Origin of the sequence: Cellulophaga sp. 3_MG-2023, assembly GCF_030546975.1 — a bacterium.
Lineage (GTDB): Bacteria > Bacteroidota > Bacteroidia > Flavobacteriales > Flavobacteriaceae > Cellulophaga.
This window is the reverse complement of sequence record NZ_JAUOPS010000008.1, coordinates 118,681-132,472: the sequence shown is the minus strand read 5'-3', so window position 1 is coordinate 132,472 and position 13,792 is coordinate 118,681. Positions and strand designations below refer to the sequence as shown.

Below are 13,792 nucleotides of genomic sequence, written 5' to 3'. Positions count from 1 at the left end.
TTAATCAATGCTCAAATATAACTTAATTCTATCAATCTTATTCACAGTAAAACCCTCAATATTTACTAAATCGTTAAAAGATGTAAATCTTCCGTTTGCTTCTCTATAAGACACAATAGCTTTAGCAACATTGTATTTTATATAAACAAGTTTAGCTATTTCATAAGCACTAGCCTCATTTATATTAATAGGAACAACATTTGGTTTATTAAGCACTTTAAATTGCTTTGCAAGTCGCTTTACAACTTCTGGCTCTAGCCCGTAAACATCTTGTAACTGCTCATCAACTACAAAACCACCTAACCTATCTCTAAACTTTACTATTCTGGCAGATAATTTTTCTCCAATACCATTTACTACTTGCAAGTCTATTGCTGTGGCTTTATTAATATCCTTAACTATATAATTGATACTTTTAGTTGACTTGTTAGCAACAACCAATTTTTTATTAAATTTTGAAGTTTTCCAATCTGGAAATTTAAAATAAGGAGATATGCTATTTAACAATGAGTCTGATACGTTTGTTACACGCTTAAAATCCGCTACAGAATTTACATATTTATTTGTTGCTCTATAGGCGTGTAGCTTATCTATTTCCTCTATAGACATTCCTAAAGTATACCCTTTATAATCTGATATATAATTAGGGTTAAAAGGATACAACTTAAATGTATTTTTTTCTATAGATTGATTTTTTAAAGAATCTATTGTAGCCTGCAGCTCCTTACTATGTGTAAGACTGTTTTCTGAAGAAGAAAATAAACCATTAGAAACAGCGTAATAAACAACCTGAAGAATTACAATAAATAATAACAAAAAGAAAATCCCACTCTGCTGGTCTTTATCAAACCGAAAGTGGGATTTAAAATTCTTCATTACTACTTTTATTTCTTTTCTACCATCTGCTTTTTAAACAGTTGGTTAGATTTTAATTTTCTAAAGTATTCTGATAGATCTTTTTTAACCTCACCAGACATAATATACAAACCAATTATATTAGGAAAAGACATTGCCAAAATCATCATATCTGAAAAATCTAACACTGCCCCTAAACTAACCGAGGCTCCTATTACAACAAATACTAAGAAAAACATCTTATAAATAAATTCTGTTCTTTTACTTTTTCCAAATAAGTAAGTCCAAGCACGCATACCGTAATAAGACCAAGAAATCATTGTAGAAAATGCAAATAAGAAAACAGCCAATGCAAGTACATATGGGAACCAAGAAATTTGACTACCAAAAGCATCTGATGTTAATTGTGCACCAGCCATACCTTCTACTTCGTGCATACCAGTAAATATTAATACTAATGCCGTTAATGTACAAACCACTACAGTATCTATAAAAGGCTCCAAAAGAGCTACAAAACCTTCTGACGGAGGATTATTTGTTTTTGCTGTACTATGCGCAATTGCTGCAGAGCCCACACCAGCTTCATTAGAGAATGCTGCTCTCTGAAAACCTACAACCAATACACCTATTACACCACCTTTTAACGCAGACGGACTAAACGCACCTTCTACTATTGCAGAAAAAGCAGGTCCAATATTTTGAATATTCATTACAATTACTGCTAAAGCAGCTACAACATATATAGACGCCATTACCGGTACAATTTTACCAGTTACTTTAGCAATACTATTAATACCACCAATAATAACAACACCAACTAATATTGCTGTTACAATACCAAACCAAAATCCGTTACCAGCAAGTGCAGGAAATTGCCCCGCTAACTGCTCAAAAGATTGATTAGCTTGAAACATATTACCACCACCAAAAGAAGCACCAACGGCCAATACTGCAAACAAACCTGCAAGCACTTTACCTAGTCCTTTCATATTTCTTTTTTCTAGCCCGTAACGCAAATAGTTCATTGGACCTCCAAATACCCTACCATCAGGTAAAATATCTCTGTACTTTACACCTAAAGTACATTCTACAAATTTTGAAGACATTCCTAATAAACCACATACTATCATCCAAAAAGTAGCACCTGCGCCACCCAAAGATACCGCTACAGCTACACCAGCAATGTTACCCAAACCTACAGTACCAGATACCGCAGTAGCTAATGCCTGAAAGTGAGTTACCTGACCTGGAGCGTCTGGATCATCATATTTACCTTTTGCTAATTCTAATGCATGTCCAAATCCACGAATATTAATAAAGCCCATTCTTACAGTAAAGAAAGTAGCCCCCAATACTAACCAAATAACAATAAAAGAAATTGGTTTAGTTAAAGGATCTCCGTTTGGATGTGTTAATACAATTGGCTCATCATAATTAATTTCTGCAAAATAGTGAGCACCTTGTTCTATTACGTGTTCTTTATTTTCTGAGTTGTAAACAACATTACCCTCTTTAGTAATTTGATCTAAAGTACCGTTTGCTAAAGCTTTTATGCTTATTTCCTCACCAGCATTATTAGACAAAACAGCTATTGGCTCTCCTTGCTTTACTTTTTCTCCGTTAGATTTAAGCCATTTTTTTAATGTAAACTTATCGTCTAATTCAGGAGACCAATTAGGAATACCAACTCTTTTAGAGTCTGCATACACTACAGGATCATAAATACCAATAGCAGCAAAAGGGTCCCAAAACAAAACAGACCCCAAAGCACTTACAGCTGGAGTCATGGTACCGTTAAAAACTTCGGTAATTGCTTCTGATTCTACAGTAAAAACTTTAGTTACACTTTTACCACTAGAATCTGAAATTATACAGGTATAAGATATACCTTCTACTAATCCTGTTGCCTTATTTGAGCTTAAAGGAGTGCTCTGATTACTCCATTTATAGGTATAAGGGGCTTCTCCTCCACTTACCTCTAACTTAATCACTCCATCATTAATAGAATTTGAGGGGTTAAAAACTTTTCCTTCTACGCTAAAATCCTGAGCAAAAACAGACATAGACATAATAAAAGAAAGAAAATATAGGTATTTCTTCATCGTTGATTGAATTTTTTGAGTTAGTTAGGGCAGCAATATCCAAAAAATAATCAACTCAATCAAGGAATTTTCATTAAATTATCAATCAATCTGGAAGATTTCATTCAATTTCATAATTTGCTCTGGCCTACCCAAAACTATAACTTTACTTTTAGATTCTAGCTGCAAATTAGCTTCTGGATTAATAATATATTCACCATCAGGAGCAATGTAACCTATTATAGTACAACCTGTTCTTTTTCTTAAATCTAAATCTCTTATAGAGTTACTTGTTATGTTATCTGTTAAATCCTCTATAGCAATTTCTTCTAAAGTTGTGGTGTGTTTACCCTCTGTAGAAAGCTTATCTAAAAAACTAATTAAATCTGGCATTACCACTAAAGATGCCATATGATCACCACCTATTTTATCTGGCATTATAACTTTATCCGCTCCTGCTAATATTAATTTACGTTCTGAGTTTACCAACGAGGCCCTGCTAATAATAAAAAGATTTTTGTTTAATTGCCTACTAGATAACACTACAAATAAATTTGATGCATCATCTGGCATTGCTGTAATTAAATATTTTGCTTTAGCTACACCTGCCTCTATTAAAGATTCATCATCCGTGGCATCACCCTCAATAAAAAGAATGTCTTCTTCATACTTTTCAATTACTTCTTTGTCTTTCTCTATAACTACAAAAGGTCTCTTATAACTACTTAGACGTTCTGCTGCTTGCGCACCGTTTCTTCCGTAACCACAAATAATAATATGACCAGAAAAATCTTTTATTTTATTTTTCACACGCTTCTTTTTTAAAATTTGTAAAGAATTTTTACCCAAAACATATTCTGTAACCACAGATATTGCATAAGCAACAATAAAAACACTAGATATTATTAAAAATATAGTAAAAATTTTAGATGGCGTATCTAAGGGTTTTACCTCTGAAAAACCAACTGTTGCCATTGTAATTACTGTCATATACACAGCTTCCATCCAACTATAATTAGATATATACCTGTAACCCAAGACTCCTATTACTAAAATAGAAACAATTAATAGCTGTGCTATATAAATTTTGGACCTAAATAGTTTTAAAAGCTTCACTTAATATTATGATGTTAATTACAAAGATATTGGTTGCTTTTTTGCAACAATTTTCTTTTAGAAGGTATTGTATTGTTACAAGTCAAATACAGAAGTTCTTTTAGTGTACAACAAGTCTTTAATTTTTAACCAAAAAGCCAAAAACAAATACAATGCAAAACCAAACCCTAAGGTTGCAAAAGTTAGGTATATAAAAGATGTACGTACAATACGCGCTCGTATACCAAAACGCTCTGCAATACGCCTACAAACCTCAAAACCTCGTTTTTGAAAATAGTATAAAATGTTATAGAAAAATTTCATACCATAAAATTAACCATTTCTACTTAATAAACTACTACCAACCGCACATTGCAAGCATTTATTTTTTGTACAATACATTTTATACAATTGCAAAACAGCCTGACTATCTTTTGCGTTTTGCACATTAAGCTTTATATTTTTAAAGCCCGAAACAATACTATTTTGCTCTTTATCTAAAGCAGTACTTATTTGCAAAATATTTTCATTATCATCTTTACCCACATATTTAGAATAACAAAAGCGCAAAGGTAAAATGGTGTTAATTATTAATAAATTTACAAAAGACTTGGTTAGTCTTTTTTTACTAACCTTAGATTCTTTACCAAACGTATAATGATTATCCCAATAATTACTAGCTACAACATTACATAAATCATAAATTTGATCTACTGTTTTTGCTTGCATTAGTTTTGCAAATAAAGTTTGATGCTTAACATACAAAGCACATAATTGAGATAAACGTATTGTAGGGAAATTGGTTGGTCTTAATTTAAAAAAAGCTACTGAAACCTGATCATGAATACTAAAATTAAATTTATGTGCTAAAAAAGCATATTCTTTTTTCAACTCTAAATAGTAGTTATCTAAAATTTCATCATTTTGTAACAAACCAGACATACCAAACAAAAGGCTTTCTGCTTGTAATGGTTTTACACTTACTTTTTTAAAAACACTAAAATCTATATTTTTTGCAAGTTGCAAAAACGACTCTCCATTTATTGCAGAGCCAAAATTTTTCATCAATAAAGCAAAAAGCACATGCTCCCAATTGTTATTAGAATCTGTTAAAAGTTGTTGTATTAAGATTGATTTTTGCTCTAAACGCTCAAAATACAAACGATCTAACCAATTTTGCATTAAAAAAGAATCTACTGTCGCTACGTCTTTTTCGCAATTGATAAATTTTTGGTTCTTTGAAGAAAATAATTGCTTGTAATTATTTAAAATATGTAAAGGAATATAGTCTTTTAAAACAAGCGTAGGAATTTCTGAGTTGTCTGACCTAAAAACTGTAGCATCTTCTTGCCAAACAACGTGTAAAATTACATTGTCGTAATTTTTATCTTTCTCATGATTGTGCGCATACCAGTCTGATGCGTTTATATGTATTTCTACATTACCTGCCCAAAGCTGGTTTCCTATTTTTAATTGCGCATTAAAAAAGTCTGGCCCTTCATTATAGTTATGCGTGCCAACAGACGTAATTGTAATTGCGTCTCCCTTTGTTGTTTGCAAGCCTTTTAATTGTATTTTTTTATATTTCCATATAAAATGTAAAAGGTCTTCACGCATAACTATATTAAAATTGTTTGCTTACTAAAGTAAACAAAAGAAAGTTAACAAGTCTATTGCTCAGCAACTTCACCTTCCCAATTCATAAAACCGCCTTCTAAATTATAAGCGTTTTCAAAACCAATGCTATTCATAATTGCACAAGCCTGCCCACTGCGGTTACCAGATCTGCAATACACATAGTATGTTTTTGTTTTGTCTAATTTTTCAAGTTCATCTATAAAACCTTGACCTTTGTAAATGTCTATATTTACTGCATTTGGTATAATACCTTCAGCTATTTCATCTTCAGTTCTTACGTCTAATATAAAAGCGTTGGCATCCTCTGCCATTTTTGCACTCCACTCTTGTTGTGTTAAATCCATATTAAATATTTTTTTTCAAAAGTAATTAAAATAAAAATTACATACATTTGTATATACAATTATTGTAGCAACATGGATGTAGACAAAATTTTAAAAACGAATAAACCATTACCTCTAGAAGGTAAAACAATTATTCATTTGACTTTAGTACACCAGCACATCTCTGAAAAAACAACAGAAGCCTTAAAACCTTTTGATGTTTCTGTACAGCAATTTAATGTATTACGCATTTTAAAAGGCCAAAACGGAAAAGCGGCTAACCTTAGCACATTAAACGAACGTATGGTTTCTAAAATGAGTAACACTACAAGATTAGTAGATAAACTTATTCTAAAAAAACTAGTTAAAAGAAGTATTTGCCCTGATAACAGAAGAAAAATAGAAATTTACATCACTAAAAAAGGGAAAGATGAGTTGGTTAAAATGAGTAAAGCCATGCTAAATATGGAAGAGTTACTATTAAAAAATGTTACACAAGAAGACTTAATATCCTTAAATAAACTTTTAAATAAATTAAATACAGACAATTAAAACAAATAAAAACAAGAATTATGAAAAAATTATCAATTAGTATTTTAGCATTAGTATTTTCTGTTGCTTCATTAACAGCTCAAGAGAAAAAAATTAATACAGAGTCTAGTAAAATCACCTGGAAAGGATACAAAGTAACTGGTTCTCATGAAGGAACTTTAAAATTTAAAGACGGTTCTTTAGTTTTTAAAAATGATAAACTATCTGCTGGTGAATTTGTTGTAGATATGACAACTTTAACAGTTACAGATTTAGAAGGTGGAATGAAAGGAAAATTAGAAGGACACTTAAAGTCTGATGATTTCTTTAGCACAGAAAAAAACACAACATCTAAACTAGTTTTTACAGTTGGTAAAGCAACAGGTAAAAATGCATATGCAGCAAAAGGTAATCTAACAATAAAAAACATTACAAAACCTGTAGACTTTACAATATCTGTATATGGTAGCAAAGCAACAGCTAGCTTAAAAATAGACAGAACAGACTTTGACATTAAATACAAGTCTGGTAGTTTTATTGAAAACTTAGGAGACAAAGCTATTTATGACGATTTTGATCTTGTTGTAGATTTACAATTCTAAATAAAACAAAACCAATAAATGTTTTAAACCTCACTTTTGTGAGGTTTTTTATTTTTTATGCAACTCTTGTTGGGTATTATAAAATTCCTTTATATATTTGACCTAATGAAAATAACAACTAACATATGGTGGTGGAACAACTTACGTCAAACGTCGTGAGCAAAGCACCATTGTAACAATATACATAAAAGGCTTGTCTATCACGACAAGCCTTTTTTTATTTAAAAAATTTAAAGTTAAAATGAAATACAATCTAACATCACACTACAAAAAAATACTTGCAGATACTATTACACCTGTTAGTATGTACTTAAAAATTAGGGATAAATTTCCTAATAGTATTTTATTAGAAAGTAGCGACTACCACGCAAATAATAATAGTTTTTCCTATATCTGCTGCAATCCTATTGCATCTATAAAGATAGAAAACGAAACTATTTTAGAGAATTACCCAGATGGTACTAGTACTGCTACAACTATAGACAGTAGTGTAGATGTAGCAACAGTATTACACAATTTTAGCAATAAATTTAGCTCTAACAATAACGACTTTAAATTTATAAACAATGGCCTTTTTGGCTATATGGCTTATGATTCTGTTCGTTATTTTGAGGACATAAACATTACTAAAAAAGATAATTCTGTTATTATACCAGATATGTATTATGCGGTATATAAAAATGTAATTGCTATTAATCATTTTAAAAATGAAGCCTACATATTTGCTCACACCTACAATACAGAAAATAACATACCTGAAATAGAACAATTATTAAATGTTAGAAACTTTGCTACATATAACTTTGCAAAAGAAGGCGAAGCAACTTCTAACTTAACAGATAAAGAGTTTTTAGATCAAGTAGATTTAGCTAAAAAGCATTGCCAGCGTGGAGACGTTTTTCAACTTGTTTTATCCAGAAGGTTTTCTCAGGAATTTAAAGGAGACGAATTTAATGTATACCGCGCTTTACGCTCTGTAAACCCATCTCCTTACCTATTTTATTTTGATTATGGAGATTTTAAAATATTTGGTAGCTCGCCAGAGGCACAAATTATTGTAAAAGATGGTAAGGCAGAAATTCACCCAATTGCTGGTACTTTTAAACGTACAGGTAACGATGAAAAAGATGCAATTATTGCCAAAGAATTAACAGAAGACGACAAAGAAAACAGTGAACACGTTATGCTGGTAGATTTAGCCAGAAACGATTTAAGTAGAAACGGAAACACAGTTACCGTAGAAAACTATAGAGAGGTTCAGTTTTTCTCTCACGTAATACATTTGGTATCTAAAGTTACAGGGATTAAAAAAGACAACATACCTACAATGAAGGTTGTTGCAGACACTTTTCCTGCTGGTACTTTAAGCGGTGCGCCTAAGCATATGGCTATGCAACTTATAGAAAAATATGAAAAAACTAGTCGTGGATACTACGGTGGCGCCATTGGTTTTATGGATTTTAATGGGAATTTTAATCACGCTATAATGATTAGAACTTTTTTAAGTAAAAACCATCAATTACACTACCAAGCTGGTGCAGGTTTAGTTGCCGCATCTAACCCAAAAGACGAACTACAAGAAACATACAACAAATTAGGAGCACTAACCAAAGCTTTAGAAATAGCTGAGAATATTTAAGACAATGAAAAAAATACTAGTTATAGATAATTACGACAGTTTTACATACAATTTAGTGCACTACCTAGAAGATTTAGATTGTGATGTTACAGTAAAACGAAACGACCAACTTACACTTGAAGAAGTAGATGCTTTTGAAAAAATAGTACTTTCTCCAGGTCCTGGTATTCCGGATGAAGCAGGTTTACTAAAACAAATTATTGCTACATACGCTCCAACTAAAACCATTTTAGGTGTTTGTTTAGGTCAACAAGCCATTGGTGAAGTTTTTGGCGGTTCTTTAATTAATTTAGAGCAAGTTTACCACGGTATTGCTACCACAATTACAGTAACAAAAGACGATGTTTTATTTGCAGGTTTAGGCAAAAAATTAAAGGTTGGGCGCTACCATTCTTGGGTTGTAAACCCAGATTTACCAGAGGTTTTAGAAGCTACTTCTGTAGATGAAAACGGACAAATAATGTCTTTACGCCATAAGGTTTATGATGTTAACGCTGTGCAGTTTCATCCAGAATCTGTTTTAACACCAGAAGGCAAACAAATGCTAAAAAATTGGGTAAATAAATAAAATAAACAGTTTGTAAAATTTACTTATTCAATTAAAAAAATAAAAATGAAAATAATATTAAATAGATTAATTAATCACGAAATTCTTTCTAAAGAAGATGCCAAAAATGTTTTGGTTAACATAGCCAAAGGCGATTATAACACAAGTCAAATTGCAGCTTTTTTAACTGTTTATATGATGCGCAGTGTTACTATTGAAGAGTTAGAAGGTTTTAGAGATGCATTACTAGAGCTATGTTTGGCGGTAGATTTATCTGCCTATAACCCCATAGATTTATGTGGTACCGGTGGTGATGGCAAAGATACTTTTAATATTTCTACACTTGCTTCTTTTGTTACTGCAGGCGCTGGCATTAAAGTTACCAAACACGGTAATTACGGTGTGTCTAGTAAATGTGGTAGTAGTAATGTAATGGAGTCTTTGGGAATTAAATTTAGTAATGACGTTGACTTTTTAGAAAAAACTATAGACAAAGCTGGTATTTGCGTGCTGCACGCGCCGCTTTTTCACCCTGCAATGAAAAATGTTGCGCCAATACGTAAAGAGTTAGCTGTTAAAACATTCTTTAATATGCTAGGCCCAATGGTAAACCCTGCTTTTCCTAAAAACCAAATGGTAGGTGTTTTCAATTTAGAATTAGCAAGAATGTATGGTTACCTTTATCAAAATACAGACAAAAACTTTACTGTTTTACACGCCTTAGATGGTTATGATGAAATTAGTTTAACTGGTAACACTAAAACAATATCGCGCCTATCAGAAAATATGCTTAAACCAGAAGATTTTGGGGTTCAGCAAATAAACCAATCTGATATTGTTGGTGGTGATACAGTAGAGGCTTCTGCAAAAATATTTGTAGATATTTTAAGCGGTAAGGGTACAAATCCGCAAAACAATGTTGTTTGTGCCAATGCAGGTATTGCAATTGCTACAGTACAAAATATTACGCCTAAAGAAGGCTTTTTAATGGCGCAAGAATCTTTGCGTAGCGGTAAAGGATTAGAAGCATTAAAAAAATTACAAAAGCTAAGTGCATAAATGGATATCTTAGAAAAAATAGTACGCGACAAACGCAAGGAGGTAGATTTAAGAAAATCTCTTATTCCTGTATCCCAATTAGAAACTTCAGTTTTATTTAATAGAAATACAAACTCTTTGGCTACAGCATTAATAAATAGTAATTCTGGCATTATTGCAGAACATAAAAGAAGATCGCCATCAAAAGCAGTAATAAATAATAGCCTATCGGTACAAGATGTTGCTACTGGTTACCAAAATGCTGGTGTTTGCGGTATGTCTGTTTTAACAGATGGTAAATACTTTGGTGGCTCTTTAGATGACTTGTTAACCGCTAGAGCTGCAGTGCAAATGCCATTACTACGTAAAGAATTTATTATAGATGAATACCAAATACTAGAAGCAAAAGCATATGGTGCAGATGTTATTTTATTAATTGCTGCCATACTTACTAGAGATGAAATAAAACAATTTTCTGAGTTTGCCAAAAGCTTAAACTTAGATGTTTTATTGGAAGTACACAACGAAGAAGAGTTGCACAAATCTATTATGCCTAGTTTAGATATGTTAGGTGTAAATAATCGTAACTTAAAAACATTTACGGTGAGTTTAGATACTAGTAAATCTCTATCTAAATTAATACCTAATGATTTTGTTAAAGTATCTGAAAGTGGCATTAGTAATATAGAAGCTATTAAAGAATTACAACCCTATGGTTACAAAGGCTTTTTAATAGGTGAAAACTTTATGAAAACTAATAATCCTGGCGATAGTGCTAACAATTTTATTAAATCTTTAGCCTAATGAAACTAAAAGTTTGTGGTATGAAGTATTTAGAAAATATGGAGGCTGTTGCTACATTGCAACCAGATTTTCTAGGTTTTATATTTTGGGAGCCTTCTTCTCGGTTTTTTAATGGTAAAATGGGTAACATACCTAAAAACATTAAAAAAGTTGGTGTTTTTGTTGATGCTGATTTGGATTATGTTGTAGATCGTATAAACCAGTATAATTTAGATATTGTACAATTACACGGTAAAGAGTCTCCTGAATTTTGTAAAGGCTTGCGAAATTCTAATTTGGGATTAAAAGGTAAACAACCACAAATAATAAAAGTTTTTTCTATTAAAGATAGTTTTGATTTTAGCATTCTTGCTCCCTTTGAAAAAGTATGCGATTACTTTTTATTTGATACAAAAGGCAAACTACCTGGCGGTAACGGCTATACATTTAACTGGTCTGTTTTAGAAAACTACCCGTCTACCAAACCGTACTTTTTAAGTGGCGGTATTGGTGTAGATGATGTATATAAAATTAAAGAGTTTTTTAAAACTACTGCTTCAAAATACTGTGTTGCAATAGATGTAAACAGTAGTTTTGAAACAGAACCAGGATTAAAGAATATTGAAAAATTAAAAGAATTTAAAACAGCATTAAGTATCTAAACTAAGTACTTAATACTTAACACTAATTCAGATGAATTATAATGTAACAGAAAAAGGATATTACGGAACATTTGGCGGTGCCTATATTCCAGAAATGTTATATCCTAACGTAGAAAACCTACGTCAAAATTACCTTAAAGTTATGGCAGAGCCCGACTTTAAAGCAGAGTTTGATCAGCTTTTAAAAGATTACGTAGGCAGGCCGTCTCCTTTGTACTTTGCAAAAAGATTGTCTGAGAAGTACAATACAAAAGTCTATTTAAAAAGAGAAGATCTTAACCACACAGGTGCACACAAGGTAAACAATACTATTGGTCAGATTTTAATGGCTAAAAAACTAGGTAAACAACGTATTATTGCAGAGACTGGTGCTGGCCAACACGGCGTTGCTACAGCTACAGTTTGCGCACTAATGGATATGGATTGTGTTGTTTATATGGGAGAGATTGATATTGCTCGCCAAGCACCAAACGTAGCACGTATGAAAATGCTTGGAGCAGAAGTAAGACCTGCTCTTTCTGGTAGTAAAACATTAAAAGATGCTACTAATGAAGCTATTCGTGACTGGATTAATAATCCTGTAGATACCCATTATATTATTGGTTCTGCAATTGGGCCGCATCCTTATCCAGATATGGTTACTAGGTTTCAATCTGTAATATCTGAAGAAATAAAATGGCAGCTAAAAGAAAAAGAAGGACGCGAAAATCCGGATTATGTAGTTGCGTGTATTGGTGGTGGTAGTAATGCTGCTGGTACATATTATCACTTTTTACACGAAGAAGAAGTTGGTATTATTGCAGTAGAAGCTGCTGGTAAAGGTATAAATTCTGGCGAAAGTGCTGCTACATCTGCTCTTGGTAAAGAAGGTGTTATACACGGTTGCAAAACTTTATTAATGCAAACGCAAGACGGACAAATTACAGAGCCCTACTCTATTTCGGCTGGTTTAGATTATCCAGGTGTAGGACCATTACACGCACATTTATATAAATCTGGCAGAGGTGAGTTTTACTCTGCTACAGATGATGAGGCTATGCAAGCTGGCTTAGAACTAACAAAACTAGAAGGCATTATACCTGCTATAGAAAGTAGCCACGCTTTAGCAATTTTTAAACACAAAACTTTTAAACCAGACGATGTTGTTGTACTAAGTTTATCTGGTCGTGGCGATAAAGATTTAGATAATTACATTAAATATTTTAACTTATAAAATTGTATAATGAATAGAATTAATCAGAAAATGCAAGAAGACAAAAAACTTCTTTCATTGTACTTTACAGCAGGTTACCCAGAGCTTAACAATACAGTTAAAATAATTGAAGATTTAGAAGCTAGCGGTATAGATATGATTGAAATTGGATTGCCTTTTAGTGATCCACTAGCAGATGGACCAACCATACAAAACAGCTCTACAATTGCGCTTAAAAATGGTATGACCACCAACTTACTTTTTGAGCAATTAAAAGATATACGTAAAACAGTTTCTATACCTTTAATTGTTATGGGATATTTTAACCCAATGTTACAATATGGAGTTGAAGCCTTTTGCAAAAAATGTGCAGAAATTGGTATAGACGGTTTAATTATGCCAGATTTACCTTTGGCTGTTTACCAGGATGAATACGAAGCTATTTTTAAAAAGTACAATTTAAAAAACATCTTTTTAATTACACCACAAACTAGCAACAAGCGTATTAAGCAAATTGATGAAGCATCTGATGCCTTTATTTATATGGTAAGTTCTGCTAGTGTAACGGGGTCTAAATCTGGCTTTGGAGATGAGCAAACTGCTTATTTTAAACGCATAGCTAGTATGCAACTTAAAAACCCACAAATTGTTGGTTTTGGTATTAACAACAACGAGACATTTACACAAGCAACAGAAGATGCAAAAGGTGCAATTATTGGCTCTGCATTTATAAAACACCTAACAGAAAATGGTGTAGATACCATTAAAGAGTTTGTACAAAAAATAAGATAAGAACTTATTTTTAG

At 32.1% G+C, this 13,792-nt stretch carries 15 protein-coding genes; 9 read left to right on the top strand and 6 right to left on the bottom strand.

Annotation, left to right across the window (positions count from 1 at the left end; genetic code table 11):
• The 6 genes from Q4487_RS15985 to Q4487_RS15960 form a co-directional block, all read right to left on the bottom strand.
• Nucleotides 1-876: a helix-hairpin-helix domain-containing protein gene (locus Q4487_RS15985; protein WP_303544989.1), complete on the bottom strand. Its 876-nt coding sequence runs from the start codon at nucleotides 874-876 to the stop codon at nucleotides 1-3.
• 8 nt (nucleotides 877-884) lie between these two features.
• Nucleotides 885-2,957 carry an amino acid carrier protein gene (locus tag Q4487_RS15980; RefSeq protein ID WP_100895124.1) on the bottom strand — a complete coding sequence of 691 codons (2,073 nt, stop codon included), beginning with the start codon at nucleotides 2,955-2,957 and terminating at the stop codon, nucleotides 885-887.
• Between the two features lie 81 nt (nucleotides 2,958-3,038).
• Entirely contained in the window at nucleotides 3,039-4,052 is a 1,014-nt protein-coding gene (locus Q4487_RS15975) for a TrkA family potassium uptake protein (RefSeq protein WP_100895123.1), read from the bottom strand.
• Between the two features lie 75 nt (nucleotides 4,053-4,127).
• Nucleotides 4,128-4,355: a PspC domain-containing protein gene (locus Q4487_RS15970; protein WP_072304946.1), complete on the bottom strand. Its 228-nt coding sequence runs from the start codon at nucleotides 4,353-4,355 to the stop codon at nucleotides 4,128-4,130.
• 9 nt (nucleotides 4,356-4,364) lie between these two features.
• A complete protein-coding gene (locus Q4487_RS15965) occupies nucleotides 4,365-5,648 on the bottom strand; it encodes a DUF2851 family protein (RefSeq protein WP_303544996.1) in 1,284 nt (427 codons plus the stop codon).
• Between the two features lie 53 nt (nucleotides 5,649-5,701).
• The gene (locus Q4487_RS15960; protein WP_303544999.1) at nucleotides 5,702-6,013 is read right to left on the bottom strand and encodes a rhodanese-like domain-containing protein; all 312 of its coding nucleotides are present in this window, start codon (nucleotides 6,011-6,013) and stop codon (nucleotides 5,702-5,704) included.
• 72 nt (nucleotides 6,014-6,085) lie between these two features.
• On the opposite strand from Q4487_RS15960, the gene Q4487_RS15955 reads away from it, so the two are divergent.
• From Q4487_RS15955 to trpA, 9 genes are all read left to right on the top strand, one after another.
• Entirely contained in the window at nucleotides 6,086-6,544 is a 459-nt protein-coding gene (locus tag Q4487_RS15955) for a MarR family winged helix-turn-helix transcriptional regulator (protein WP_100895120.1), read from the top strand.
• Nucleotides 6,545-6,564: 20 nt separating this feature from the next.
• Nucleotides 6,565-7,125, top strand: a complete 561-nt coding sequence (locus Q4487_RS15950) for a YceI family protein (protein WP_303545003.1) — start codon at nucleotides 6,565-6,567, stop codon at nucleotides 7,123-7,125.
• 241 nt (nucleotides 7,126-7,366) lie between these two features.
• A complete protein-coding gene (locus Q4487_RS15945) occupies nucleotides 7,367-8,764 on the top strand; it encodes an anthranilate synthase component I family protein (protein WP_303545006.1) in 1,398 nt (465 codons plus the stop codon).
• A 4-nt stretch (nucleotides 8,765-8,768) separates the two neighbouring features.
• Nucleotides 8,769-9,332 carry an aminodeoxychorismate/anthranilate synthase component II gene (locus Q4487_RS15940; protein ID WP_303545009.1) on the top strand — a complete coding sequence of 188 codons (564 nt, stop codon included), beginning with the start codon at nucleotides 8,769-8,771 and terminating at the stop codon, nucleotides 9,330-9,332.
• A gap of 45 nt (nucleotides 9,333-9,377) precedes the next feature.
• Nucleotides 9,378-10,370, top strand: coding sequence for an anthranilate phosphoribosyltransferase (gene trpD, locus Q4487_RS15935; protein ID WP_303545012.1), 993 nt, complete (start codon nucleotides 9,378-9,380; stop codon nucleotides 10,368-10,370).
• Nucleotides 10,371-11,153 carry an indole-3-glycerol phosphate synthase TrpC gene (gene trpC, locus Q4487_RS15930; RefSeq protein WP_303545015.1) on the top strand — a complete coding sequence of 261 codons (783 nt, stop codon included), beginning with the start codon at nucleotides 10,371-10,373 and terminating at the stop codon, nucleotides 11,151-11,153. It abuts the gene before it with no gap.
• Nucleotides 11,153-11,794 (top strand): phosphoribosylanthranilate isomerase, encoded by a 642-nt coding sequence (locus tag Q4487_RS15925; RefSeq protein WP_303545018.1) that lies wholly within the window; start codon nucleotides 11,153-11,155, stop codon nucleotides 11,792-11,794. The genes trpC and Q4487_RS15925 overlap by 1 nt, the downstream gene beginning before the upstream one ends.
• 31 nt (nucleotides 11,795-11,825) lie before the next feature.
• Nucleotides 11,826-13,007, top strand: coding sequence for a tryptophan synthase subunit beta (gene trpB, locus Q4487_RS15920; protein WP_303545020.1), 1,182 nt, complete (start codon nucleotides 11,826-11,828; stop codon nucleotides 13,005-13,007).
• Nucleotides 13,008-13,016: 9 nt separating this feature from the next.
• Nucleotides 13,017-13,778 carry a tryptophan synthase subunit alpha gene (gene trpA / locus Q4487_RS15915; RefSeq protein WP_303545023.1) on the top strand — a complete coding sequence of 254 codons (762 nt, stop codon included), beginning with the start codon at nucleotides 13,017-13,019 and terminating at the stop codon, nucleotides 13,776-13,778.
• The last annotated feature ends 14 nt before the right edge of the window (nucleotides 13,779-13,792 follow it).